This is a genomic window from Marinomonas sp. 15G6-16 (assembly GCF_055809555.1).
The window spans coordinates 1,063,211-1,086,842 of the sequence record NZ_CM147916.1 but is presented as its reverse complement, the minus strand read 5'-3'; the positions used below and the strand labels follow the sequence as shown (position 1 = coordinate 1,086,842).

Here is a 23,632-nt window from a genome sequence, read left to right as displayed (position 1 = left end):
TTTTTTGATTAGCTAAGGAATAGGAAGGATTAAATCATGAAAAAGCTTATATTAATGTCCACGACTTTGTTGAGCTCAGCTGTTATGGCAGCTATGCCAGTTAACCACCCTGTAGGCTCAAGCTTTACATTAAGTAGCTCGCCAAACCTGCGATCGCTTTCCACTGCCTTAGGCAATCCTGCCGCTCCTTTCTTGATGGTTAATGAGCAAGACGATGATAGCTTCCGTTTTGGTATTCTTGGGCCACTTGGTGTAGGTGTCGAGTTTGGCGATGTAAGTGACCTTGAAGATCAAGTGGAAGAGTTAGAAGATATTTTAGATGCAAATTATGCAGATGCTACAGAAGCTCAAGCTGGAATAGATGAGGCTAATGCAATTTTAGATGAAATTGGGGATTCAGCGTATGTGAAAGTTTCTGCCAGTTTGCAGGTTCCTTTGATGCCGATTATCTATAAAACGAAGAATAGCGGCGCTTTCATGTTAGATTCAAGTCTTTCACTAATAACTAAAGGTAGTTTATTAGCTGGTACAGTTGATGATTCAGATAATGATAACGAGTTAGATACAGACAGTTCTTTTTATGCTCAAGGTGTTACAGACTTAAAGATAGGTTTAGGTTACAGTCAGGCTATGTGGCAAAATTCACATGGTATTTTGGTTGGGGGTGTGAAGGCCAATTTCCATCAATTATCTCAAGGTCGTGCATTGGTTGAACTAGATGATGATAGCTCGGATTCAGAAGATGCTTTAGAAGACGCTTTTGATGATACAGTAAGTAGCTCTGGTATTGGCTTAGATTTAGGGGCTATTTGGGTATCTCACTATTACCAAGCAGGTGTAACATTCGCCAATATCAATGAGCCTGAATTTGACGGCATGGATATCACCGGCAATACGGTATCTGATTCTTATGGAATTAGTGATGAAGGCGTTTATATCATGGAAATGCAAACGACCATTGATGCTGCTGTTACGACGCCAGGTAAGCAAGTCACTTTAGGCTTTTCATATGATGTAAATCCAGTAGAAGACGCTGTAGGTGATGAATATCAGTGGGCCGCTGCTTCTTTGTCTTACTATGGTGATTCGCACTTCTTACCAGGTCTGCGCCTTGGTTTTCGTCAAAATATGGCAGGCTCTGAATTAAGTTATGCATCTGCAGGTTTGACTTTGCTTAAGCGCTTAAACTTAGACCTTGCTGTTGCCTTAGACACAGTTGAAGATGAAGATGGAGAAGAAATCCCACGTAGCTTCTTCTTTTCTTTAGGCTACTCAACTGCTTTTTAATATTTAAACTGTAAAGTTTTAGTCAAAAAAGCCGATAATCTTAAAGATTATCGGCTTTTTTTCTCCTAAATTCTAAATATCAGTTATGGGCATTCGTAATACATGAAGAAGTACTTAGTTTTCACTTTTCTTAGTTTGTTCAGCTCTATTGGTTGGGCATCCATGTATTTATACCAACCGATAGGCTCCAGTATTGTTTTAGGTGGCTATGGAAATCGTCATGCCTTATCTACTGCTTCTGGGAACCCCGCTTCCAGTTATTTGATGGCAAACCTAGAAGGCTTTCGAGTCGGTTTTCTTGGGCCGTTGGGTATCGCTGTTGAAGGTGGTGGAGTCAGTACTATTAATGATGACATTGATGATCTTACGGATATTTTGGATTCTGACTTTATTACGGACAGTGATTTGCAAGATATAGAAGACAATGCCACTGCTGCTTATAATGCTGAATATGCCTCGAGTGGGGACAGCTCTGCAGCTGAATCGGCTGCTGTAGCCTCTTTTGTGTCAGATGTAGATGATCTTGAGGTGAGTATCAATGATACTCTATCTAATGCAGATGGTGTGATTTCCAATATCACTGAAACAGTTTATGCGAAGTTTGCTACAACACTACAAGCTCCTTTTACACCTATTATTTATAAAACCCGACGTCGGAATGTGTTTACACTCGAAGCCAGTGCTTCAATTGTGGGGCGTGCTAGTTTGTTGGCAGATAGTCTAACCTTAACGGGACTGGATGGTGAGGGGGAGCTGTATGATGATAACCTGACATACAGTGAAATTTATAATCTTTCCTTAGATGATGTGGACTTGGAAACAGACACAGCCGCTTATATAAAAAGGGCGTCGAATTACCGATTTAGCATTGGATACAGCACGATGCATTCTAGAACACCGACAGAAGCCATTCTTATCGGTGGGCGTTTGAACTTTCATCGTTTGGCATTAGGGCAGAAACTCACTGTGTTGACAGAAGAGGATGACCCTTCTGTGTCTTACGGTGACTTTTTCATCAGTCGCGATAAAATTTCTACCGGTATTTCTTTGGACTTAGGGGCTTTGTTAGTAAGGCGTAATTTTCAATTAGGGATGACGCTTTCTAATGTCAATGAGCCAACATTCAAGTACGAGGAAATAGGGAATTGTTCAGGCTTAACTGGCGCAGACTTAACGAATTGCAATGCTGCGGTAAATTTTGCTTCGAGTGGTGATATTGATCTTAATGAAACCTACAAGATGGAAGCTCAAATGACCATCGATGCGGCGATAAAAAGTAAAGATCAGCATCTTTCTTTAGGTGGCTCTTACGATGTAAACCCGATTAAAGACCCGTTGGGAGATGAGTATCAGTGGAGTGTCGTATCGCTGTCATTTTTTAGTGACTACCTGCTGATTCCAGGTATTCGAGCAGGAATCAGACAAAACTTAGTAGGAAATGAACTGACCTATTACACAGCTGGAATGACTTTGTCGAGACGTTTGGATGTAGATCTTGCCTATGCCCCAGAGAATGACTCTGGGAATTCTGGGCTCTTTTTCTCTATGGGTTACAGCTTCGTTTTTTAATTGTGCGAGTTAAATTTATACCTTAATGACTTGTGTCGGAGTGACAAAGGCTTGCAATGGAACATCCCAGCCTTCTATTGGCAGTGACTTCACTTGCTGGCAATCGTGAGCCAAACCAATCAGCAAAGGTTTTTCTGTAGACTTTTTACCTTCAAAGGTTCTATCGTAAAAACCGCCTCCCATTCCTAAGCGACCGCCATCAGAATCAAACCCAACCAAGGGCAAAAGGACAATATCTAACTCTTCTTTGGCTAGATAATGTTCCGTCATGGGCTCTTTTATACCGTAGATATTCTCTTGCCAAATGCTTTTTTCAGAATACAGGGCAAACGCTAACTGCTTATTTTGAATAACAGGAAGATAGGTATTAATGCCTTGTTGCCAGAAGTATTGGCATAATATATGAGGGGAGATTTCTCCATCGTTTGCTAAGTATAAGGCCACGTTTTTGATGGCTTTACTTTCTGGAGCGTCGATATCAGATAAATATTGTTTAAAGCTTTCGAGTAAGTCTTCGGCGGCGAGCAGTTGCTCAACTGAAGATAGGTTTCTTCGAGTTTGGCGTAATTGACGACGAAGTGTTTGTCTGTGGTCTAGATGTGAAGGCATAAAGGAGTTTCCCAAGTTGCCGTTTCGGCTATTGGCCTTGAACCCAGTGGTTCAAGGTGGAAAGAACTGTGACTCTTTAGGCTTTCCGACGCACGGACATGCACACCAAACCAACAGGTTCTTTCCGGGGTATTACTCATAGGCTCAAGGGCGTTAAGCCGCTTCGAACAACCCAGGAAACAGATTGGAGTATAGAGCAATTTTTACTGGAAATCACTTAGAGCTCCTATTCGGTTTCTAGGGTGTATGAAGAAAATTCGTGTTATTTAACTTGCAATCAAAAAGTAGATTAAGGAGTAAACGATTGATGATTACTCCTTGATCAATTTTGTTGATGCGTCAAAGCGTTATCAAGTTGTGATGTCAGTTCTCGCAATAGTTGTTCATTCGCTCGAGCGTATTTTTTGCTTGAAAGCATATCGTGAGTAATATTCAACGCAGCGAGTACGGCAAGCTTTTCAAGAGGGATGTTTTTCCCACTTGATTGCATATCACTCATTTGGTCATTTAAATATTCAGCTGATTCTTTCAAATCTGCTTCATGCCCTTTAGGACAATTTATCTTATAAGTTTGTCCCAGTATGACCACTGAAACGGTTGGCTTATCCATATAGACTCCATTTGATAGCAAGGCCCACAAAAAATGGTCTGTTTTTCCATCATTGAGTAGCGAATGGCATTTTATGCTGCGAGTAAATTCGTTACAATTCCGAATTAATTTTATTCACACTGTTTATAGCAAATTGACGCCAATATGGAAATAAACCCGATACTTTCAAAGATAAAAGACCTTTCTGCTCGTGCTCTAACCCTTCGGGGGTATCTTTGACTACGATTCAAAGAAAGAGCGCTTAGAAGAAGTAAACCGAGAACTTGAAGATCCAGACGTTTGGAATGATGCAGAATACGCGCAAAAGCTAGGTAAAGAGCGAGCGTCACTTGAAGCGGTTGTTGAAACACTAGATAGTTTGGAATCCGGTGTAAACGATTCCAAAGAACTGTTGGAAATCGCTGTAGAAGATGGCGATGAAGATTCTGTTGAAGCCGTTCAGCTTGAGCTTGAAGAGTTAGATGCTCTGTTAGCTAAGTTAGAATTCCGTCGTATGTTTTCCAAAGAAATGGATGAAAGCAGCGCCTTTTTGGATATTCAATCTGGTTCTGGCGGTACAGAAGCACAAGATTGGGCCAACATTCTATTGCGTATGTATTTGCGTTGGGGTGAAGACAAGGGCTTTAAAGTTGAGCTGATGGAAGTGTCCGCAGGTGATGTGGCAGGTATTAAATCGGCGACGATTCGTTTTGAAGGCGAATACGCATTTGGTTGGTTAAGAACCGAGACAGGTGTTCATCGCTTGGTGCGTAAGTCACCGTTTGATTCTGGTAACCGTCGACATACTTCTTTTGCCTCTGTGTTCGTTTCTCCTGAAATTGACGACAATGTTGAAATTGAAATCAATCCAGCGGACATTCGTACCGATACCTATCGTTCGTCCGGTGCTGGTGGTCAGCACGTAAACACGACAGATTCCGCGGTGCGTATTACTCACATACCAACGAACATCGTTGTGCAATGTCAAAACCAGCGCTCTCAACACGCTAACCGTGACTTTGCGATGAAACAACTTCGTGCCAAGTTGTACGAATTTGAAATGATGAAACGTACGGAAGCTGCGCAAGCGGTAGAAGACAGTAAATCGGATATCGGTTGGGGAAGTCAGATTCGTTCTTATGTATTGGATGCATCACGAATTAAAGATTTGCGTACAGGAGTGGAAAGCTCCAACACTGGTGCTGTGCTGGATGGCAACTTGGACCAGTTTATCGTGGCAAGTTTAAAGCAGGGCCTATAAGCGCCGCCCCATTTTTAACATTATTGAATATTAAAGAGTAATAGCAAATCATGGCTAATGAAAACAACACAGAATCCACACAATCTGATGACAACCGTTTAGTTGCGGAACGTCGAGCTAAATTGGCTTCTATTCGTGAAGAGCGTAATGCGTATCCGAATGACTTTCGCCCAAATGCTTATGCAGCGGATCTGCAAGCGGAATTTGGTGATATTGAAAAACCAGATTTAGAAGAAAAAAACCACATTGTTAGCATTGCTGGTCGTATTGTACGTAACCGCGGTGCTTTTATGTTGCTACAAGACATGACGGGGCAAATACAGGCCTATGTAAACCGTAAAGCCTTATCTCCTGAATTGCTTGCCGATCAGAAAACATGGGATTTAGGCGATATTATTGGTGTATCAGGCCCTGTGCATAAATCTGGCAAAGGCGATTTGTACATTGACATGCAAGAAGCGCAACTACTGACTAAATCTTTGCGCCCGTTACCAGATAAGCACCATGGTTTGTCTGATATGGAAATGCGCTACCGTCAGCGTTATGTTGACCTGATCGTAAATGAAGAGTCTCGCGATACTTTCCAAGTGCGTTCTAAAATCATTTCTACGATTCGCCGTTTCTTAGAAGATCGTCGCTTCATGGAAGTTGAAACACCAATGTTGCAAACCATTCCTGGCGGTGCAACGGCGCGTCCTTTTATTACGCATCACAACGCAATGGACATGAGCATGTACTTGCGTATCGCGCCAGAGCTTTATTTGAAGCGTTTGGTTGTAGGCGGTTTTGAGCGTGTGTTTGAGATTAACCGTAACTTCCGTAACGAAGGAACGTCAACGCGTCATAACCCAGAATTCACCATGATTGAATTCTACCAAGCGTACGCAGATTACAAAGACTTGATGGACTTAACAGAAGACATGCTACGCACTGTCGCTGAGAAAGTGCTAGGGAAAACGACCGTTACTTATCAAGGTTCTGAATACGATTTTGGCGCGCCATTCGTTCGTATGACCATGCTTGAGTCTATTTTGCATTACAACCCAGAATTAACTGCGAAAGATTTAGAAACACTAGAAAGTGCGACAGCCGTTGCGAAAAAACTCAAAATCGACGTAAAACCGATTTGGGGCTTAGGCAAACTTTGGACAGAAATCTTTGAAGAAACTGCTGAGCACAAATTGGATCAGCCGACTTTCATCACAGAATACCCAGCAGAAGTGTCGCCTTTGGCGCGTCGTAATGACGATAATGAATTCATTACTGACCGTTTTGAATTTTTCGTAGGTGGACGTGAAATCGCCAATGGCTTCTCGGAGTTAAATGACCCAGAAGACCAAGCTGAACGCTTTAAGCGCCAAGTCGCGGAAAAAGACGCAGGTGATGATGAAGCTATGCATTACGATGCGGATTACATCAATGCCTTAGAATACGGTTTGCCACCAACAGCGGGTGAAGGTATCGGTATTGATCGCTTGGTCATGCTATTCACTGATGCGCCTTCGATCCGTGATGTTTTGTTGTTCCCACATATGAAGCCACAAGATTAATCTTAGGCCAGTTCATAGTGTGTTAATGAATTTATAAGGCCTCATTTGAGGCCTTATTTTATGAAAAGTACGGAGCATTCCATGAGTCGTTTTTGGACAGATAAAATTTCGTCACTTGACCCTTATGTGCCAGGTGAGCAGCCACAAGATAAAAAATACATAAAGTTAAATACTAACGAAAGTCCTTACTCGCCATCACCAAAGGCTTTGTCTGCTATGGCGGCACAAGTGAGTGAAAGTCTGCGTCTTTACCCTGATCCAAATTGCATGACGCTCAAAAATGCCTTGGCGAAAAGCTATCAGCTGAATAGCAATCAAGTGTTTGTGGGCAATGGGTCGGATGAAGTGCTTGCCTTGGCGTTTATGGGCTATTTTGCTGGTGGCAAGCCACTGGCTTTTGCTGATATTACCTACAGTTTTTATAAAGTGTACGCAGGCTTGTATGGTATTGAGCCAAAGCTTATTCCTCTTAATGAGGATTTCGACATCGTGCCAACGGATTATCAGAACCTGAATGTGTCTGGCGTTGTGGTGACGAATCCAAATGCCCCGACGGGCAAAGCCTTACCTTTAACAGATATTGAATACATCCTAAAAGCTAACCCTGATGTGGTGGTTTTGGTGGATGAAGCGTATGTGGATTTTGGTGCACAAAGTGCAGCGGCTTTAGTGAACCAATACCCAAATTTATTGGTGGTACAAACCTTGTCTAAATCCCGTGCTTTGGCCGGTATTCGAGTGGGTTATGCATTAGGTCATCCTGAGCTGATCGAAGGGTTGGAGCGTTTGAAGAACTCGTTCAACTCTTATCCAATTGATCGTATTGCCTTGGCTGGTGCCACTGCGGCGGTAGAAGATGATGCCTACTTACAGGATATTTGTCAGAAAACCATTGCAACCCGTGAACGCTCAATAAAAGAGCTTAAAGCGCTTGGTTTTAATATCGTTCCGTCAGCGACGAATTTTGTCTTTGCGACGCACCCAGAAAAAGACGCAGAAGCCATTTATTTGGCATTAAAAGAGCAGGGCATCTTGGTTCGTTACTTCGGTAAAAAGCCAAGAATTGGTAACCACCTTCGAATCACAATCGGTACGGATGAAGAAATGGATGCGCTGATTGTTGCATTGAAAAGCCTGTAATCTAATGGGCTATTGCTAGGTTCGATATAAAACCGCTTAGTTGGGCGGTTTTATTGTATGTAGATGATGAAATTTTGCTTTCTAATGGAGAAGATAGCTTCGATAAATTAGGCACTTAGGATATTTTCAACTAGTATTAAAAAAGCTTGAAAGGCTACTATAATTTGCTCTGCGGGTTTTTGAATAACGGATAAAATAAGACTACTTAAAAGCACTTTGGAATTCGCTATTTCGGTAAGTAGTGTTCAAAATGATTTTTCAAACTAAAAGTATTTACAGGTTATAGATTTTGACAATTAATCAAAGACTAACAATAGGCTTCGCTAGTGTGTTACTGATGATGCTGATTTTGACAAGTATTGGGATTCATCGAGTTAATTTCATTAATGAATCGATTACACAAATAAACGACGTCAATTCGGTTAAACAACGCTATGCCATTAACTTCCGTGGCAGTGTACATGATCGAGCGATCGCCATTCGAGATGTTGTTTTCTCCCGTAATCAAATAGAGCTAAATGAAACGGTAAGCGAGATTAAGGAATTTGATAAGTTCTATCAAATGTCTGCTAAGTTGCTTACGCCTGCCAAAATAGCCATGTCTTCCCAAGAAGTTGCTATCTATAACAAAATTAAGAGCATTGAACAAAAAACAGTGCCTTTGATTGAGCAGATTATTAAATATCGAGCGGATAACAACACAGAAGCAGCTGCGCATTTATTATTGACTGAGGCCAAGCCTGCTTTTATTGAATGGCTTGCGACGATTAACCAGTTTATTGATTTAGAAGAAGCAAGTAACCAAGCCACGACGGTGGAAGTTCGCGAAGTAGCGAGCAGCTTTTCTGGTTGGATGATTGCTTTAACGGCCGTTGCTTTTCTCATTGGCTCTTCTCTTGCTTACTTTATTAGTGTGAGAATCCGCAACTCTGTTGGTGGTGAGCCACAAGAAGCCGCTGACGTCATTGCAAAAATAGCGAAAGGTGATTTAACAGGAAAAATTGACTCTTGCTGTGATGGCAGCATGATGTCTTCTGTGCAAATCATGCAAACCCAGCTAGAGAAAACTGTGAATAGCATTATGAGTTCTTCAGATGAGTTGTCTCATCGTTCTTCTATTGTTGCTTCTGGGTCTCAACAAGCTTTGGTTGCAGCGGAAACTCAGGTTTCTTATACCAACTCAGCGGTTAACAGTTTGGCTGCAATGAGCAACAGTATTAATTCGGTTGCAGACACCGTATTGCAAACAGAAAGTAACTCTAAGCTAACAGCAGAGCTTTCTTTGAAAGGGCGAGCGGCAGTGCAAGATGTTGCTAGAGAGATCGAGAAAATCTCTACAACCGTGAAAGCAACCGTGAACCAAGTGAATGTTTTACAAGAACGCACGAGTGAAATAGGTGACATTGTTAATGTTATTTATAGTATTTCAGATCAAACAAACCTGCTGGCTTTGAACGCTGCTATTGAAGCCGCGCGAGCGGGGGAATATGGTCGTGGTTTTGCTGTTGTTGCTGATGAAGTAAGACAGCTGGCTAAACGAACAGGCGAAGCAACAGGCGATATTGAGAAGATGATCCAGCAGGTTCAAGAAGATACTCAAGCTTCTGTTGTTGCGATGGAAGCAACCGTGCCACAAGTTGAACACGGCTTACAATTAATGAGTGACGCGAACCAGTTATTGAGTGACATTCAAACTCAGGCAAATGACTCGTTAGAAAAAGTGTTAGAAGTTGTGCAAGCCACTTCAGAACAAGTCGCCACTGTTGAAGAAATTACAAAAGGTGTTGAAGAAGTTGCCAATATGGCGAGAGAAAGCAGCCTTTCATTGAAGAGTAACTCGGAAGAGGCTGTGTCGCTTGAACAGTTGTCTGATAAGTTGAAGCGAGACATTAATTATTTCGTTGTGAAGTAACTGGTTAAAGCAAAGCAGCAACAAGAAATGAAAGCGTATCTAATGAAAACTTAGATACGCTTTTTTTATAGCCCTTGTTCTACTAACCAGTAATATCCATAACCTGCGATTAATGCAGGAATGGTTGAATAAACAGTGGCAAATAAAGCCGCTTTCGGAGCTAACGCAATGGCAGGAAACAGCGCGTCGCCATCATTGCTTATTGCATTGGCAATTTGTGCAGATAAGGGAATGGCATTCTGCAAATATAAACCTGTCACCATGATTTGTGGGCCGCATCCAGGCAGTAATCCAATGACGGTCGCGAAGAATATGGTTGTGCTCCCCCAATATTCTAGCGAGCTAAATAAATCGTCCCCAGCGAAATGCAGAATCAATTCAAAGAAAACAAACGCCACCACGACCCAGCTTGTGACAAATTGGGTGTCTTGCGCCACTTTGCGGATCCAGTGTTTTGGTAATAAGTTATCGTTTTCTTTTGCCAGTTCTGAGTAGCTGTCATTTTTAGCAGATAAAGCCCAAAGTAAAAGGCAGATAAAACCAGCAAGAGCGCCAAAAGATTCGATTGATTCTTCGGGTAACATTAATAAAGCATTTACGTCGTATTGTGCTGCAACCAATAAAGCAATAATGCCGGCGGGTATGATGAGTAAACACCAGAACGCCACACTTATACGGGTTATCCAAATTTCAAAGTGACTTGGATTTTGTGGTGAACAGGTTGGCGCTTGAGCGGCCTTCTTTATGGATTCTGGCTTAGGTGAAGGCAGAAAAGCATCGACAATAAGGCCAGATATAATGCCGATTACTATGCTGATCGAAAGCACAATAATAGCGTCTTCAGGCCGCTGACTAATTAACAAAAATGCGGCGTCACCCATTGTGCTAGTGAGCACAGCAACCACCGCGCCGAAGCGAATTTTTCCTTGGGTATATTGAGTGATTACGACGATTGCACCACCACAACCGGGTAAAACGCCCATCAAACCTGCAAAAATGATTTCACGATGACTCTTTTCCTGCATCCAGTTTTGTAGCTTGGATGTGTTTAGGTTATGACTCACGCCGTAATACAAGGCCAATGTTAGTGCGACAAAAGCGGAGACTTGTAAGAATGCCTCCGCTAATAGAGTGTAAATAATGTCCTTAAACTCAGGGATAAGCCAAAGAGCGGCTAATGCAAGAGGAATAAACATACGTTTGTTTAAAAGCGTTTTGCTAGTCGTGACTGTTTTTATCGAGTCAGTGGGCTCGGGTGATGTTTGCATACGATAAACCAATGTTTTATATAATAATGATTATCGTTTATATCCTTTCGTTTGTGCAAGAATTGATATGTAATCGTTGTGTAGTTTTATCAATGTAGGACTCAATTGAAGAAATATAAGATGGGTTGTCTATGTGAAAGCGTCAGAAGTTTCTTTGAAAAAGGAATTAATGTGCATGCATAACAGTGATGCTTTCAAAATAAGAAGCTTTAATGTTATCTGGTAACAGGAAAACTAAAAAAATAATATGAACTGTTTAAAAGGATATATTTTATGATCAAGTTAACATCACTCGGTGCTTTGATTTTGTCGGCGTCTTTCTCTTTAAGTGCTGCTGACAGTATGGTGAAAATGCAAAGTGCCCACTCCGTTCAAGAAACAGCCGATCGATTTACCGAGATTGCTGAATCTAAAGGTCTGAATATTTTTGCCCGTATCGATCATCAGAAAAATGCAGAAGCTGTTGATCTAGATCTTAGACCGACTCAATTAATCATCTTTGGTAACCCGAAAGTCGGCACATTGTTAATGCAGTGTGAGCAATCTATGGGCTTGGATTTGCCTTTAAAAGTCTTAGTGATGGAAGATGAGAAGCAACAAGTATGGTTGTCTTATTATGATCCTATGTACCTTAAAGGTGTCCATAATATGGAAGGCTGTGGCAAAGTGATTGAGAAAGTGTCGGGTGTTTTATCGGCATTATCTTCTGCTTCTGCCTCTAAATAGAAAGTGCTCAAAATGAAAATATTTGGCCTATCTTGTTTGTTGTTTTTCATGACGACCTTTGCCTTTGCTTCTGACACTGTGCATAACTCATTAGATTACGCACAAGTTCAATATGTTAAAGCAACACAAAGCGCGAACGGCACTTGGTGTTTTAATACTCAAGTACGCCATAACGATGAAGGTTGGGAGCATTATGCGGACGCTTGGCAAGTTGTTGACTCAAAAGGCGATGTGTTAGCTGAGAGAGTATTGTTTCATCCTCATGATAACGAGCAGCCATTTACTCGCAGTGTTTGTGGCGTAAACATTCCAAGTGATAATAACTTGGTTACCGTCAGAGCAAAATGCAATCTGCATGGCTTTGGCGGCCAAACTGTGACGATTGATTTGGTTCGCTCTGAAGGTAAAAACTACTCGGTAGTTCGATAGTAACTGTTTGATTTGTGTTTTGGAGTATTGCATGGGATTTATTGTACCGAAGCAGGAAGGCGTATCTTTACCTGTAGAAGGCTCTCAAGACGTTTTTCCAGTAGGAAGAGTGTATTGTGTTGGCCGTAATTACGCGGAGCATTCCAGAGAAATGGGTGACGATCCAGATAGAGATCCGCCATTCTTTTTTGCGAAAGACGCTTCTTGTGTTGTACCTGTTGGTTTCTCAGAAAAAGCTTCGATTGCTTACCCTATGGCGACATCGCAATTTGACTACGAAGTTGAGCTTGTTGTAGCCATCGGAAAGGGCGGACGTTGTTTATCCATAGAAGAAGCCCGTGAGTCTATTTTAGGTTATGCGGTAGGCTTGGACATGACTCGTCGTGATCTTCAAGGACAAGCGAAGAAGAAAGGTCGCCCATGGGAAGTTGGTAAGTCTTTTGATGAATCCGCGCCTATCAGTCCGATTGTGCTAAAAAGTGACTCACTGATTGCTCAGGTTGAACGAGCGGAAATCGGTTTGAAAGTGAATGGCGAATTGAAGCAAATTAGCCATGTTTCTAACTTAACTTGGTCGATTGAAGAAGTTATTTGCAAGTTGTCCGAAGTATTTGAACTACGAGCTGGTGACTTGATCATGACTGGAACCCCAGAAAACGTCGGCGCTGTTGTTTCCGGTGACGAAATGCTTGCTTGGGTGGAGCACCTTGGCGAAATTAAAGTAGGCGTTACTGATTAAACTCAAGAAATCTATCTCTCAGTGTTTTTGCAGAAGGGTGATCTCGCTCGTCTAATAAGTAGATCGCCACTTCTGCCGTACATAAGCCGATGCTTTTTTGGTTACGTCGCTTAGTGTAGATAGATTTCACATCTTGTATTTCTTTGTGTGGAAAAGCGTGTAAATAGGGAGATCTGTTGTAGATCTTCCTTGCCTGTTGCCAAGTTCCATCAATGATAATGATGTTTTCTATTTTCGATGTGTCGCCATCAAAGCTCGTTGCTTGATTATTTTCATTAGGGTAAATGAGTAGCGTATTGTTTGGTGGTAGCGTTAAAATCGACTCGCTTGGTATGACTCTTGACCAAGGGATAATTTCACAATATTCACCTAATGTTTCTTTGATTAGCTTTCCTGTCCCTGTGGTTTTCTTCAGCTCTTCTGTATGCGTTAATAGCCAGAACTTCATGTGATTTTTACCTTACGAGCACTACTGTAGCGAGCCATGTTAATGGCTTTCCTTGTTTAAGGGAAATCGACGATTCTTTATAATGGCTGTTTAGCCAGTCCCTGCGTATTTCACTGAGGAGCTTTTTGTTTAAGGGAAATCGACGATTCTTTATAATGGCTGTTTAGCCAGTCCCTGCGTATTTCACTGAGGAGCTTTTTTGTTACCTATTCTTTATTCATTCAGACGATGCCCTTATGCAATAAGAGCGCGATACACGATTGCCACTTTGGGTGTTCCTGTTTCTCTGCGAGAGGTTGCCTTAAAAGCCAAACCAGAGTCTTTATTAGCATTGGGTGGGCGATCAAGTGTGCCTCAGTTAATCGACACAAATGGCACTCGATACCCAGAAAGTCTGGATATTATTTATTGGGCATTGTCTCAGATAAGCGATCAACCTAGAGCGGATTCTCTTTGGCCTTCTTCTGCCATTCAGCAAAATAAAATGCGGGCTTGGATTACTTACAATGATCGCTTTTTTAAGCATTGGCTAGATCGCTACAAATATGCTGACCGACACCTTGAGCACACGGAAGAATATTATCGGCAAAGAGGTGAAGTTTTTCTAAAGCGATTGGAAAAGCGTTTGGCTAAGAATAGCTATTTATTTGGGGAAACGATGACGTTGGCAGATATTGCTATTTTTCCATTTATTCGTCAGTTTGCTGGCGTGAATTCTGCGTGGTTTGAGGCTTCCGAATATAAAAAGGTTCGAGAGTGGCTAACAGGCTTTTTGGATTCTGAGCTGTTTCAAATGGTTATGGCGAAGTTTCCCAAATGGGAAGAAGGTGAGGAAAGTCCATTATTTCCCATGAAGTCGTCATTATCATAAAAAAGCCAAGTACTTTCATTGAAAATACTTGGCTTTATGGATGCTTTATTTTTTAGGGTGATTAATCGAATAACCCAAAGCTGATCCAGTACAAGAAGCTCGGATCGGCATCGCTAGGTAATTTTAATGGTATGAAGTTTCCTTCTTCATCAACATAAGAAGACGCAGGGAAACTTTGCTTTAATACCGCTAAATTGGTTTCAGCCAGTTCAGTTTTCCCTAAATCATTATACGCTTGCACGCTCACTGCCAATGCGCCTTCGACAGAGCGAGTGCTTGGGTAGTTTTGTACCACTTCTTGGCTGCGGCGAAGCGCTGAAAGAGGTGCTTTTCTTTTCAGATAATAATGCGCAACGGTTAACTCATGACGAGAAACCATTTCTCGCAAGTAATACATCCGAGCTTTGGCGTCTGGCGCATAGCTGCTGTTAGGGAAACGCGCAGTAAAATCAGCTAATTCACTGAAGGCTTTAGAAAGCTCTTTTGAATCTCGCTCACTTGGGTCTAAATCCAGAAAACGAGACAGTAAACTTTCCGCTCCATTGTAAGTTGATAACGCACGCATGTAGTAGGCGTAGTCAATAGAGTCATGGTCAGGGTGGTTCTTTATGAAACGATCCGCTGTCGCATGAGCCGCGATATTTTCATTCGCTTCTATTTGCGCGTAGATCAGGTCTAATTCAGCGCGTACACTGAACTCGCCAAATGGATAGCGTGAATCCAAATCCTTGAGGTGTTTTATAGCGGTTGAAGGTAAGTTGTCTTCTAAAGCTTGTTGTGCTTTTTCATAGTAAACGCGTTCAGGTAGGTCGGGTTCTTGTACCTGTTTGCTTGAACAAGCCACAATCAATAAAGAAAAACTAACTATTCCAGAGAATCGGAGCAACGAGTGATGAAATCCCATGTATAATCAAAACCTTGATATGGTGGTAGATAAGCCTAAATCGGCATTTTGTAGCGTTATATTGCGAAAGATGATGAAGTGCAAGCGCTACACGTTTTTTTCACTTTCAGACTCAATGATAAAATTAATGAGCTGAAAACAACAGACATAAGTACATTGTATGGCAGAGCGAATAGTAAAAGAAGCCCAAGTCCCGTTTGATTTGGGTGGTAACCGATTTGATCAAGTCGCGACAGAATTGTTTAGCGATTATTCTCGTGCGCGAATTCAAAGTTGGATCAAAGAAGGCGTCTTAAAAGTAGATGGGAAAGAGACCAAGCCGAAGGAAAAGCTTTTCGGTGGAGAGACCATTACGCTTGATATCCTGATCGAAGATCAAGAAGCCCATGAAGCGCAAGAGATGCCGCTGGATATCGTTTATGAAGATGACGACATCATCATAGTAAACAAACCAGCTGGCTTGGTTGTTCACCCTGCGGTTGGTAATCGTGATGGCACCTTGATGAATGCCATTTTGCATCATGCTCCAGAAACAGCGCATATTCCACGCGCAGGTATTGTACATCGCCTTGATAAAGAAACAACGGGCTTGATGGTTGTTGCGAAAACATTGGCGGCACAAACTGATTTGGTGTCGCAATTACAAGAGCGAAGCATGGGACGTGAATACGAAGCGATTACTATCGGCGTGATGACTGGTGGTGGCGTGGTAGATGAACCAATTGGACGTCATCCTCATAATCGTCAGAAACAAGCGGTCGAGCCTGTGCATGGCAAAGATGCGGTGACACATTATCGTCTGGTTGAACGCTTTAAAAACCACACGCATATTCGTTTGAAACTGGAAACCGGCCGTACTCACCAAATTCGTGTACACATGGCATTTATTCAATATCCGCTAGTTGGTGATCCGCAATATGGCGGCCGTCTGAAAATGCCAAAAGCCTGTTCTGAAGAGTTACAGGAAGGATTGCGTAATTTCCGTCGCCAAGCTCTGCATGCGAAAAGGTTAGAGCTTGCTCATCCTATTACGGGTGAATGGATGGAATGGGAAGTAGACTTGCCGGAAGATATGCAGCACTTATTAGGGGCGCTGAAAAAAGATATGGTAGAGTCTGGAAGTAACGACTCGGAATACTTCTGATAAACGGAAGGCAGCTTGAAGCTGCCTTTTTATTTGCCTTCAATTTCATTTATAGGAGGACACATGCCTTCTCATAATAAATCAGTTATTTGTGCTGATTGGCCAGCGCCAGCGTCGGTTCGGGCCTATGTTTCTACGCGATTAGGCGGGGTGAGTCATTCACCTTTTGATAGTTTAAATCTTGGTGCTCATGTTCAAGATGAAGCCAACTCAGTGCAAAAAAATCGTGAGATTTTCGCGTCTTATATTGATATGCCAGAGACAGTGACTTGGTTAAATCAAGTTCACGGCACACGTACTGTTTTTTTACCTTGTGACAAATTACCAGAAAGTGCTGATGCCGCGTTTACGGATACAAAAGATCAAGTTTGTGCAGTTTTGACGGCAGATTGCTTGCCTGTCTTCTTCTGTAATGAGTCTGGATCCAAGGTGGCTGTGGCGCATGCAGGCTGGCGAGGGCTTTGTGACGGTATTTTAGAGTCAACTTTGGCATGCTTTGATGAGCAGGACAAAATTATGGCGTGGCTTGGCCCTGCTATTGGACCTGCGGCTTTTGAAGTGGGCGGTGAAGTGAAAGAAGCCTTTATGAAGCAGCTTCCAGAAGCTGAGGTAGCATTTAAAGCGACTCAGAACGAAGGGAAATGGTTAGGCGATCTTTATTTGTTGGCAAAGCAAAGGTTGGCTGCCGCAGGTGTAACGGAAGTGTATGGCGGCGACTTTTGCACTTTCACTGATGAAGCTCTTTTTTATTCCTATCGACGTGAAGGAAAAACTGGCCGAATGGCGTCTGTTATATGGACTGATGGGACGAATTGTTAAGTATTTACTGATGGGTGTCAAAAAAATGACACCCGGATCTTGAAAAGCCATTTTTGGGAACTATTAAGTCTGTAATTACTTATTCCTTTAATTTTTACCCAGGATGTTCGTTATGCGTATAGATCGTCTTACTAGTAAATTGCAGTTGGCCCTTTCAGATGCTCAATCTGTTGCTCTTGGTCAGGACCACTCTTACATAGAATCTCTTCATCTAATGATTGCGTTGCTTGATCAACAAGGCGGCAGCACTCGTCCGATTTTACAACAAGCTGGAATCCCAGTTGCCAAGTTTCGTGAAAGTTTAAATGGTTTATTGAATCACTTGCCTAAGGTGAAAGACCATGACGGCAATGTTCAAATGTCTCCTGAATTGGGGCGTTTATTAAACTTGGCAGATAAAGAAGCTCAAAAGCGCAAAGATCAATTTATTTCATCTGAACTGGTTGTGATGGCCATGTTTGATGGTAAAGATGAATTGGCTAAAAGCCTCAAAGCGAGTGGCGTCACAAAGAATGACATCGCTGCTGTGATAGACAGCATTCGTGGTGGCGAGTCAATTAACGACCCAGATTCAGAAGAAAATCGCCAAGCTTTAGATAAATACACCATTGATCTAACAGCGAGAGCAGCGGACGGTAAATTGGATCCAGTTATTGGGCGAGATGATGAGATTCGTCGCACAATTCAGGTATTACAGCGTCGTCGTAAAAATAACCCAGTGTTAATTGGTGAACCTGGTGTTGGTAAAACTGCGATTGTAGAAGGTTTGGCGCAGCGAATCATTAATGGTGAAGTGCCGGAAGGGCTGAAGAACAAACGTGTCTTATCTCTTGATATGGGCGCTTTGATTGCTGGAGCCAAATATCGTGGCGAGTTTGAAGAGCGCTTAAAAGCTTTGCTAAATGAATTATCGAAACAGGAAGGACAAATTATCCTGTTTATCGATGAAATTCATACCATGGTCGGTGCTGGTAAGTCAGAAGGCTCTATGGATGCGGGGAATATGTTGAAGCCTGCGCTTGCCCGTGGTGAGCTTCATTGTGTTGGTGCTACAACGCTAGACGAATATCGTCAGTTTATTGAGAAAGATGCGGCGCTAGAAAGACGCTTCCAGAAAGTCTTGGTAGAAGAGCCAAGTGTGTTGGATTCGATCGCTATTTTACGTGGTTTAAAAGAGCGTTATGAAATTCACCACGGTGTAGACATTACCGATTCTGCGATTATTTCAGCGGCTAAGTTGTCTCAGCGTTATATTACAGATCGACAATTACCAGATAAGGCGATTGATTTAATTGACGAAGCTGCCAGTCGTATTCGTATGGAAATGGATTCTAAACCAGAAGATATGGACCGGTTAGAACGTCGCTTAATTCAGCTAAAAATTGAAAAAGAGGCTCTGAAAAAAGAAAAAGACAAAGCGTCTAAGTTACGCCTCGATGACCTTGATGCAGAAATCAATAATTTGCAAAAGCAGTTCTCTGATTTAGAAGAAATATGGAGTGCTGAAAAGGCCGCAGTTCAAGGTGCTCAGAAACTTAAAGAAGACCTAGATTCGGTTCGACATGAAATGGAAGAAGCTCGTCGTAATGGTGATTTGGCGAAAATGTCTGAGCTTCAATATGGCGTCATTCCAATGCTGGAAGCGGAAATTGGAAAAGCTGGTCAGGAAGAAGAGCAAACGGAAACCAAGCTACTTAAAAGACGAGTTACGGAAGAAGAGGTTGCGACGGTTGTTTCGCGCTGGACCGGTATTCCAGTAGACAAAATGTTGGAAGGAGAGCGCGATAAACTCCTGCGTATGGAAGATGTTCTGCATGAATCTGTAATGGGGCAGAATGAAGCCGTTTCAGCTGTTTCTAACGCGGTTAGACGCTCTCGTTCTGGTTTAGCTGACCCTAATCGACCAAATGGCTCTTTCCTTTTCTTGGGCCCTACAGGCGTTGGTAAGACAGAGTTATGTAAGTCGTTAGCCAAGTTCTTGTTTGACACAGAGCAAGCCATGGTTCGGGTCGATATGTCTGAATTTATGGAGAAGCACTCTGTCGCTCGTTTGATTGGTGCGCCTCCAGGTTATGTTGGTTATGAGGAAGGCGGTTTCTTGACGGAAGCGGTAAGAAGGCGTCCTTATTCGGTCTTGTTGCTTGATGAGATCGAAAAGGCGCATTCTGACGTTTTTAATATACTTTTACAGGTGTTGGATGATGGTCGATTAACAGATGGTCAAGGACGCACTGTAGACTTCAGTAATACTGTGATTGTGATGACGTCGAACTTAGGTTCGGATCTTATTCAAGAGTATCAGTCTGATGATCAGTACGAGGAAATTAAATCAAAAGTGATGGATGTGGTGGCTATGCATTTCCGTCCAGAGTTTATTAACCGTATTGATGAAACGGTGGTTTTCCATCCTCTGATGAAGAATCAGATTAAAGGCATAGCGAGCATTCAGTTGGCTCATCTGAATGAAAGGTTGGCTGAGATGGGAATGTCTTTAGAGTTAACAGAAGAAGCTTCAGAGCAACTAGTCGAAGTGGGTTATGATCCGATTTATGGTGCGCGCCCTTTGAAGCGAGCGATTCAAAAATGGATCGAGAATCCATTGGCGAATGAATTGTTGGCTGGCAACTTTATGTCGGGTGACTTAATCAAAGTAGAAGTAGCAGATGAGCAATTAGTTTTTAACAAAGGCTAATTGATTATTCAGAGCAAAAAAAACTCTAGTCTCTTAAAAAGAGCTAGAGTTTTTTTATAAGTAAATTCTCTTTAATGATTAGATATCGATTGTTAAACCGATGAAGTAACCATCGTAATCAGTGTCAAGGAAATCAGTTTCTTGATCGATAGAGCGGTAGCCTGCTTCTAGACCAAGGATTGGGATAGGTTGGTATTGAAGTTTGAAAGATTGATCAGAGATTGTGACATCATCAAAAGAAGAAATGCTTTTAGACTCAGCTGCTAATGTAATACCTGTGCCTGGAATGGCAAGAGAAGCGGCTAAGAAAAGCATAGGGACAGATTCGCTGTCGTCAGAAGAACCGACTGTCATGTCTAAATTACGGAATGTTAGACCACCTTCAAGGCTTGCCCATAATAACCCTACACCGTAATAACCTGTGAAATCTAAGTGGCTGATTTCTGTTCCAGAAGGGTCAGACTCGTAGTCCCAAGTGTCTACGCGAAGATTTGGAATGAGTGGAATAGGGTGTTGAATTGCAAGGCTTGCGTAAGTTGCAGAACCGTCGCTACTATCAAAAATACCTGCCTCTGCGTTAGCGCCAAGAAAATCGGCATGAGCAGAAGTTGCTAGCAACACTGTTGATAAAGCAAAAGCGGATTTTATTGATTTCATAATTGGCACTCACAATTGTTAATTAACGTAAATTATTTGGCAATTATAGATGATCAGTGAGTAAAATCCAGAGAAATGAGAAATTATAGAAAAGTGTTGTATGTGAAGAATTAGAATTGGCTGGGGTAGCTGGATTCGAACCAACGCATGACGGGATCAAAACCCGTTGCCTTACCGCTTGGCTATACCCCAATAATTCTGAACTTGCTGGTGGCTATGACTAGATTCGAACTAGTGACCCCATCATTATGAGTGATGTGCTCTAACCAACTGAGCTACATAGCCTTGTGCAGATATCGATGGCTGGGGTAGCTGGATTCGAACCAACGCATGACGGGATCAAAACCCGTTGCCTTACCGCTTGGCTATACCCCAATACTATCGATAATTATTGGTGGCTATGACTAGATTCGAACTAGTGACCCCATCATTATGAGTGATGTGCTCTAACCAACTGAGCTACATAGCCTTTGTCTGTGGCTGGGGTAGCTGGATTCGAACCAACGCATGACGGGATCAAAACCCGTTGCCTTACCGCTTGGCTATACCCCAACAGACAACACAAAGCAGTTAATTCAATTTGAACCACTGCCTCTGTGGCGCGATATTATTCATATAACCCGTTAATGGGTCAAGTGTTTTTCTAAAAATGTTTGTGATTGATTAAACATTAAAGCGGAAATGCATCACATCGCCATCTTTTACTATGTATTCTTTCCCTTCTAGGCGCCATTTTCCGGCTTCTTTAGCGCCGCTTTCGCCACGGTATTGAATGAAATCATCATAGCTGACAACTTCTGCACGGATAAAGCCCTTTTCAAAGTCCGTATGGATAACACCAGCGGCTTGTGGGCCTGTTGCACCGTGTTTAACCGTCCATGCACGAACTTCCTTTACACCTGCTGTAAAGTAGGTCTGAAGGCCTAGGAGCTCGTATCCGGCACGAATTACACGATCCAGTCCTGGTTCTTCCATACCCATTTCATCTAGGAACTCTTTCATCTCATCAGCATCCAGTTCTGAAATTTCAGCTTCAAGCTGGTTACAGATAGGTACAACCATTGCACCTTCAGCATCTGCAATTTCTTTAACTTGGTCTAGATAAGGGTTATTTTCGAAACCATCTTCAGATACATTGGCAATGTACATGGTTGGTTTGGTTGTTAATAGGTGAAGTGCTCGGACTTCTTTTTTCTGATCGTCAGACATTTCCATAGAGCGTACAGGTAAGCCATTTTCTAGATGCTCTTTAATGCTTTCTAAAAAGGCTTTGTGAGCAATGGCTTCTTTATTGCCGCTTTTGGCATTTTTAGCTGTACGGAAGATTTGCTTATCAATGGATTCGATGTCCGCAAAAATCAGCTCAAGGTTGATGACTTCAATGTCTGCCTTAGGGTTTACATGGTTAGCGACGTGAATGACGTTTTCATCTTCAAAGCAACGAACGACATGGGCAATGGCATCTGTTTCACGAATGTTTGCTAAGAATTTGTTTCCAAGGCCTTCACCTTTCGATGCGCCTTCTACAAGACCGGCAATGTCGACAAATTCCATCGTAGTTGCCAGTACTTTCTCAGGCTTAACAATTTCTGCGAGCGCGTCGAGTCTTGGGTCTGGCATAGCAACGACACCGGCATTTGGCTCAATCGTACAGAATGGGAAGTTTTCTGCTCCAATACCTGCTTTTGTTAATGCATTGAAAAGAGTCGACTTACCAACGTTAGGTAAACCAACGATGCCGCAATTAAAGCCCATAATGAAATTCCTAAATATAATTTAATGATTATGCTTTGAAGCTGTGTAGTTGGTTCATTACAGGGTTTAAATCGCCCCGTACAATGTCATCTACATAGCGCAATGATTCGTTAATTGTTGTTTCAATTTTTGCGTACTCGTCGGGAGCCGCTTTTTTCAAAACGTAATTTGCAACTTGGCTTGCATGACCTGGATGGCCAATGCCTATTCTAAGACGAGCAAATTCTCTGTTGTTCGCTAATTTAGCAATAATGTCTTTTAAACCGTTATGGCCGCCATGTCCACCGCCTTTCTTTAATTTAACTGTGCCGGGCGGAATGTCTAATTCGTCATGAACAACAAGAATTTCTTCAGGAAGGATTTTATAAAACTGGCAAACGGCTTGTACCGCTTTTCCGCTTAAATTCATATAGGTGGTGGGAATGAGTAAATAGCATTCTTCACCAGCTATAGAAACTTTACCGAATTGACCAAAAAACTTTTTCTCAGTACGTAAAGAGCATTGGCTCTGTTGAGCCAATGCTTCAATCCATTGAGCGCCTGCATTGTGACGCGTGTTCTCGTATTCGCTGCCAGGGTTACCTAGGCCGACTAATAATTTGAAACTTGCCACAATGCTGCCTTCAATGAGTTATCTTAACGTTTTGACTTACTGATACGACCGATAGGTTGGTTGTGATCTTCGCCTTTCAACAAAGAAACCAACTCAACGCCTTCAGGAAGAGTTACGTCAGATAGGTGGAAGATTTGATCTAGTTGGCCATTGATAGTATCAACGATCAATGCTTCAGGTAGGTTTGCTGGTAGGCAACGTACTTCAGCCAATTTAGATTCGATAGTCAAACGACCACCTTGCTTGCTAACACCTTCACTTTTCGCAGCGTTGATGAAGCTTAAAGGAACGCGAGTAGTGATCGTTCTGTCTTCTTGAACGCGCTGAAGGTCCATGTGCATAACAGCGCCAGTTGCTGGATGACGTTGTAGAGCTTTAACAAGCAATTTCTCAGCTTTGCCTTCAACAGACACTTCTACTAGACCAGTTAAGAAACCTGGAGTAGCAACAGCTTTTAGAAGCTCGTTGTCTTTGAATGCGATAGATTGTGGAGCAGCTTCGCCACCGTAGATAACAGCTGGCACTAAGCCTTCGTTGCGAAGGCGGCGGCTCGCACCTTTACCTTCTAGAGTTCGTGCTACGGCATTAATAGATAATGACATGATATTTTCCTAATAATAATAAAGTTTGTGCCCAGAACTGCGACCCAT

At 42.3% G+C, this 23,632-nt stretch carries 22 protein-coding genes, 5 tRNA genes and 1 other RNA gene; 13 read left to right on the top strand and 15 right to left on the bottom strand.

The genetic code is table 11. From position 1 onward, the window contains the following. The first annotated feature begins 36 nt into the window (after positions 1-36). Together traF (AC0L46_RS05260) and traF (AC0L46_RS05255) are read left to right on the top strand one after the other, a co-directional pair. Positions 37-1,287 (top strand): conjugal transfer protein TraF, encoded by a 1,251-nt coding sequence (traF, locus tag AC0L46_RS05260; RefSeq protein ID WP_473506305.1) that lies wholly within the window; start codon positions 37-39, stop codon positions 1,285-1,287. A gap of 102 nt (positions 1,288-1,389) precedes the next feature. Continuing rightward, positions 1,390-2,856, top strand: a complete 1,467-nt coding sequence (gene traF / locus AC0L46_RS05255; protein WP_473506303.1) for a conjugal transfer protein TraF — start codon at positions 1,390-1,392, stop codon at positions 2,854-2,856. 15 nt (positions 2,857-2,871) lie between these two features. Here the strand turns inward: traF (AC0L46_RS05255) and AC0L46_RS05250 are convergent, their stop codons facing one another. From AC0L46_RS05250 to AC0L46_RS05240, 3 genes are all read right to left on the bottom strand, one after another. After that, positions 2,872-3,465, bottom strand: coding sequence for a 5-formyltetrahydrofolate cyclo-ligase (locus AC0L46_RS05250; RefSeq protein ID WP_473506301.1), 594 nt, complete (start codon positions 3,463-3,465; stop codon positions 2,872-2,874). Positions 3,466-3,469: 4 nt separating this feature from the next. After that, positions 3,470-3,647, bottom strand: a non-coding RNA gene (gene ssrS / locus AC0L46_RS05245) — 6S RNA. A 140-nt stretch (positions 3,648-3,787) separates the two neighbouring features. Beyond that, a complete protein-coding gene (locus AC0L46_RS05240; RefSeq protein ID WP_317002894.1) occupies positions 3,788-4,075 on the bottom strand; it encodes a cell division protein ZapA in 288 nt (95 codons plus the stop codon). A 144-nt stretch (positions 4,076-4,219) separates the two neighbouring features. On the opposite strand from AC0L46_RS05240, the gene prfB reads away from it, so the two are divergent. From prfB to AC0L46_RS05220, 4 genes are all read left to right on the top strand, one after another. Continuing rightward, a protein-coding gene (gene prfB, locus AC0L46_RS05235) for a peptide chain release factor 2 (RefSeq protein ID WP_414682679.1) occupies positions 4,220-5,315 on the top strand; the annotation gives its coding sequence in 2 pieces (ribosomal slippage) (positions 4,220-4,291 and positions 4,293-5,315; 1,095 coding nt in all). 50 nt (positions 5,316-5,365) lie between these two features. Beyond that, positions 5,366-6,865, top strand: a complete 1,500-nt coding sequence (lysS, locus tag AC0L46_RS05230; protein WP_473506299.1) for a lysine--tRNA ligase — start codon at positions 5,366-5,368, stop codon at positions 6,863-6,865. Between the two features lie 81 nt (positions 6,866-6,946). Beyond that, complete coding sequence (gene hisC / locus AC0L46_RS05225) at positions 6,947-8,005, top strand: histidinol-phosphate transaminase (protein WP_473506297.1); 1,059 nt, start codon at positions 6,947-6,949, stop codon at positions 8,003-8,005. 289 nt (positions 8,006-8,294) lie between these two features. Then, complete coding sequence (locus AC0L46_RS05220) at positions 8,295-9,917, top strand: methyl-accepting chemotaxis protein (RefSeq protein WP_473506295.1); 1,623 nt, start codon at positions 8,295-8,297, stop codon at positions 9,915-9,917. Positions 9,918-9,982: 65 nt separating this feature from the next. Here the strand turns inward: AC0L46_RS05220 and AC0L46_RS05215 are convergent, their stop codons facing one another. Then, the gene (locus tag AC0L46_RS05215; RefSeq protein ID WP_473506293.1) at positions 9,983-11,185 is read right to left on the bottom strand and encodes a putative manganese transporter; all 1,203 of its coding nucleotides are present in this window, start codon (positions 11,183-11,185) and stop codon (positions 9,983-9,985) included. Between the two features lie 273 nt (positions 11,186-11,458). Here AC0L46_RS05215 and AC0L46_RS05210 point away from each other — a divergent pair, with 273 nt between their 5' ends. The 3 genes from AC0L46_RS05210 to AC0L46_RS05200 are packed head-to-tail and all read left to right on the top strand — an operon-like array spanning position 11,459 to position 13,079. Beyond that, positions 11,459-11,911, top strand: a complete 453-nt coding sequence (locus tag AC0L46_RS05210; RefSeq protein ID WP_473506291.1) for a DUF302 domain-containing protein — start codon at positions 11,459-11,461, stop codon at positions 11,909-11,911. A gap of 12 nt (positions 11,912-11,923) precedes the next feature. Further along, on the top strand, positions 11,924-12,340 hold the full coding sequence (locus AC0L46_RS05205) for a hypothetical protein (protein ID WP_473506289.1): 417 nt from the start codon (positions 11,924-11,926) through the stop codon (positions 12,338-12,340). Between the two features lie 31 nt (positions 12,341-12,371). Continuing rightward, entirely contained in the window at positions 12,372-13,079 is a 708-nt protein-coding gene (locus tag AC0L46_RS05200) for a fumarylacetoacetate hydrolase family protein (protein WP_473506287.1), read from the top strand. Here the strand turns inward: AC0L46_RS05200 and AC0L46_RS05195 are convergent. Then, positions 13,069-13,527, bottom strand: coding sequence for a DTW domain-containing protein (locus AC0L46_RS05195; RefSeq protein ID WP_473506285.1), 459 nt, complete (start codon positions 13,525-13,527; stop codon positions 13,069-13,071). The genes AC0L46_RS05200 and AC0L46_RS05195 overlap by 11 nt on opposite strands. A 199-nt stretch (positions 13,528-13,726) precedes the next feature. Here AC0L46_RS05195 and AC0L46_RS05190 point away from each other — a divergent pair, with 199 nt between their 5' ends. Beyond that, complete coding sequence (locus tag AC0L46_RS05190) at positions 13,727-14,398, top strand: glutathione S-transferase (RefSeq protein WP_473506283.1); 672 nt, start codon at positions 13,727-13,729, stop codon at positions 14,396-14,398. Positions 14,399-14,459: 61 nt separating this feature from the next. On the opposite strand, the gene AC0L46_RS05185 is transcribed toward AC0L46_RS05190, so the two are convergent. Then, entirely contained in the window at positions 14,460-15,302 is an 843-nt protein-coding gene (locus AC0L46_RS05185; protein ID WP_414682689.1) for an outer membrane protein assembly factor BamD, read from the bottom strand. 160 nt (positions 15,303-15,462) lie between these two features. Here AC0L46_RS05185 and rluD point away from each other — a divergent pair, with 160 nt between their 5' ends. From rluD to clpB, 3 genes are all read left to right on the top strand, one after another. Next, positions 15,463-16,446 carry a 23S rRNA pseudouridine(1911/1915/1917) synthase RluD gene (gene rluD, locus AC0L46_RS05180; protein WP_414682690.1) on the top strand — a complete coding sequence of 328 codons (984 nt, stop codon included), beginning with the start codon at positions 15,463-15,465 and terminating at the stop codon, positions 16,444-16,446. 63 nt (positions 16,447-16,509) lie between these two features. Beyond that, entirely contained in the window at positions 16,510-17,265 is a 756-nt protein-coding gene (gene pgeF / locus AC0L46_RS05175; RefSeq protein WP_473506281.1) for a peptidoglycan editing factor PgeF, read from the top strand. A 112-nt stretch (positions 17,266-17,377) separates the two neighbouring features. Beyond that, on the top strand, positions 17,378-19,957 hold the full coding sequence (clpB, locus tag AC0L46_RS05170; RefSeq protein WP_473506279.1) for an ATP-dependent chaperone ClpB: 2,580 nt from the start codon (positions 17,378-17,380) through the stop codon (positions 19,955-19,957). A 78-nt stretch (positions 19,958-20,035) separates the two neighbouring features. Here clpB and AC0L46_RS05165 read toward each other — a convergent pair whose 3' ends face one another. The 9 genes from AC0L46_RS05165 to AC0L46_RS05125 all read right to left on the bottom strand — a co-directional run bounded on the left by AC0L46_RS05165 (position 20,036) and on the right by AC0L46_RS05125 (position 23,584). Then, positions 20,036-20,614 carry a porin family protein gene (locus tag AC0L46_RS05165; RefSeq protein WP_473506277.1) on the bottom strand — a complete coding sequence of 193 codons (579 nt, stop codon included), beginning with the start codon at positions 20,612-20,614 and terminating at the stop codon, positions 20,036-20,038. Positions 20,615-20,731: 117 nt separating this feature from the next. Continuing rightward, a tRNA-Gln gene (locus tag AC0L46_RS05160) sits at positions 20,732-20,806 on the bottom strand. Between the two features lie 16 nt (positions 20,807-20,822). After that, positions 20,823-20,899, bottom strand: a tRNA-Met gene (locus tag AC0L46_RS05155). Positions 20,900-20,914: 15 nt separating this feature from the next. Next, positions 20,915-20,989 (bottom strand) — tRNA-Gln (locus AC0L46_RS05150). Between the two features lie 17 nt (positions 20,990-21,006). Beyond that, positions 21,007-21,083: transfer RNA gene (locus AC0L46_RS05145), tRNA-Met, on the bottom strand. Positions 21,084-21,091: 8 nt separating this feature from the next. Further along, positions 21,092-21,166, bottom strand: a tRNA-Gln gene (locus AC0L46_RS05140). A 111-nt stretch (positions 21,167-21,277) separates the two neighbouring features. Further along, a complete protein-coding gene (ychF, locus tag AC0L46_RS05135) occupies positions 21,278-22,369 on the bottom strand; it encodes a redox-regulated ATPase YchF (protein ID WP_473506275.1) in 1,092 nt (363 codons plus the stop codon). Between the two features lie 28 nt (positions 22,370-22,397). Next, positions 22,398-22,982, bottom strand: a complete 585-nt coding sequence (gene pth, locus AC0L46_RS05130; protein WP_473506273.1) for an aminoacyl-tRNA hydrolase — start codon at positions 22,980-22,982, stop codon at positions 22,398-22,400. A gap of 23 nt (positions 22,983-23,005) precedes the next feature. After that, positions 23,006-23,584: a 50S ribosomal protein L25/general stress protein Ctc gene (locus AC0L46_RS05125; protein ID WP_317002912.1), complete on the bottom strand. Its 579-nt coding sequence runs from the start codon at positions 23,582-23,584 to the stop codon at positions 23,006-23,008. Positions 23,585-23,632 lie beyond the last annotated feature (48 nt).

Excerpts from the sequence above, each read along its gene's own strand:
- traF (WP_473506305.1), top strand. The coding sequence starts at position 37 with ATGAAAAAGCTTATATTAATGTCCACGACTTTGTTGAGCTCAGCTGTT.
- AC0L46_RS05165 (WP_473506277.1), bottom strand. The coding sequence starts at position 20,614 with ATGAAATCAATAAAATCCGCTTTTGCTTTATCAACAGTGTTGCTAGCA.
- AC0L46_RS05205 (WP_473506289.1), top strand. The coding sequence starts at position 11,924 with ATGAAAATATTTGGCCTATCTTGTTTGTTGTTTTTCATGACGACCTTT.
- AC0L46_RS05200 (WP_473506287.1), top strand. The coding sequence starts at position 12,372 with ATGGGATTTATTGTACCGAAGCAGGAAGGCGTATCTTTACCTGTAGAA.
- hisC (WP_473506297.1), top strand. The coding sequence starts at position 6,947 with ATGAGTCGTTTTTGGACAGATAAAATTTCGTCACTTGACCCTTATGTG.
- clpB (WP_473506279.1), top strand. The coding sequence starts at position 17,378 with ATGCGTATAGATCGTCTTACTAGTAAATTGCAGTTGGCCCTTTCAGAT.
- pgeF (WP_473506281.1), top strand. The coding sequence starts at position 16,510 with ATGCCTTCTCATAATAAATCAGTTATTTGTGCTGATTGGCCAGCGCCA.
- AC0L46_RS05125 (WP_317002912.1), bottom strand. The coding sequence starts at position 23,584 with ATGTCATTATCTATTAATGCCGTAGCACGAACTCTAGAAGGTAAAGGT.
- AC0L46_RS05240 (WP_317002894.1), bottom strand. The coding sequence starts at position 4,075 with ATGGATAAGCCAACCGTTTCAGTGGTCATACTGGGACAAACTTATAAG.
- ychF (WP_473506275.1), bottom strand. The coding sequence starts at position 22,369 with ATGGGCTTTAATTGCGGCATCGTTGGTTTACCTAACGTTGGTAAGTCG.
- AC0L46_RS05215 (WP_473506293.1), bottom strand. The coding sequence starts at position 11,185 with ATGCAAACATCACCCGAGCCCACTGACTCGATAAAAACAGTCACGACT.
- AC0L46_RS05250 (WP_473506301.1), bottom strand. The coding sequence starts at position 3,465 with ATGCCTTCACATCTAGACCACAGACAAACACTTCGTCGTCAATTACGC.
- AC0L46_RS05210 (WP_473506291.1), top strand. The coding sequence starts at position 11,459 with ATGATCAAGTTAACATCACTCGGTGCTTTGATTTTGTCGGCGTCTTTC.
- rluD (WP_414682690.1), top strand. The coding sequence starts at position 15,463 with ATGGCAGAGCGAATAGTAAAAGAAGCCCAAGTCCCGTTTGATTTGGGT.
- AC0L46_RS05195 (WP_473506285.1), bottom strand. The coding sequence starts at position 13,527 with ATGAAGTTCTGGCTATTAACGCATACAGAAGAGCTGAAGAAAACCACA.
- lysS (WP_473506299.1), top strand. The coding sequence starts at position 5,366 with ATGGCTAATGAAAACAACACAGAATCCACACAATCTGATGACAACCGT.
- AC0L46_RS05185 (WP_414682689.1), bottom strand. The coding sequence starts at position 15,302 with ATGGGATTTCATCACTCGTTGCTCCGATTCTCTGGAATAGTTAGTTTT.
- traF (WP_473506303.1), top strand. The coding sequence starts at position 1,390 with ATGAAGAAGTACTTAGTTTTCACTTTTCTTAGTTTGTTCAGCTCTATT.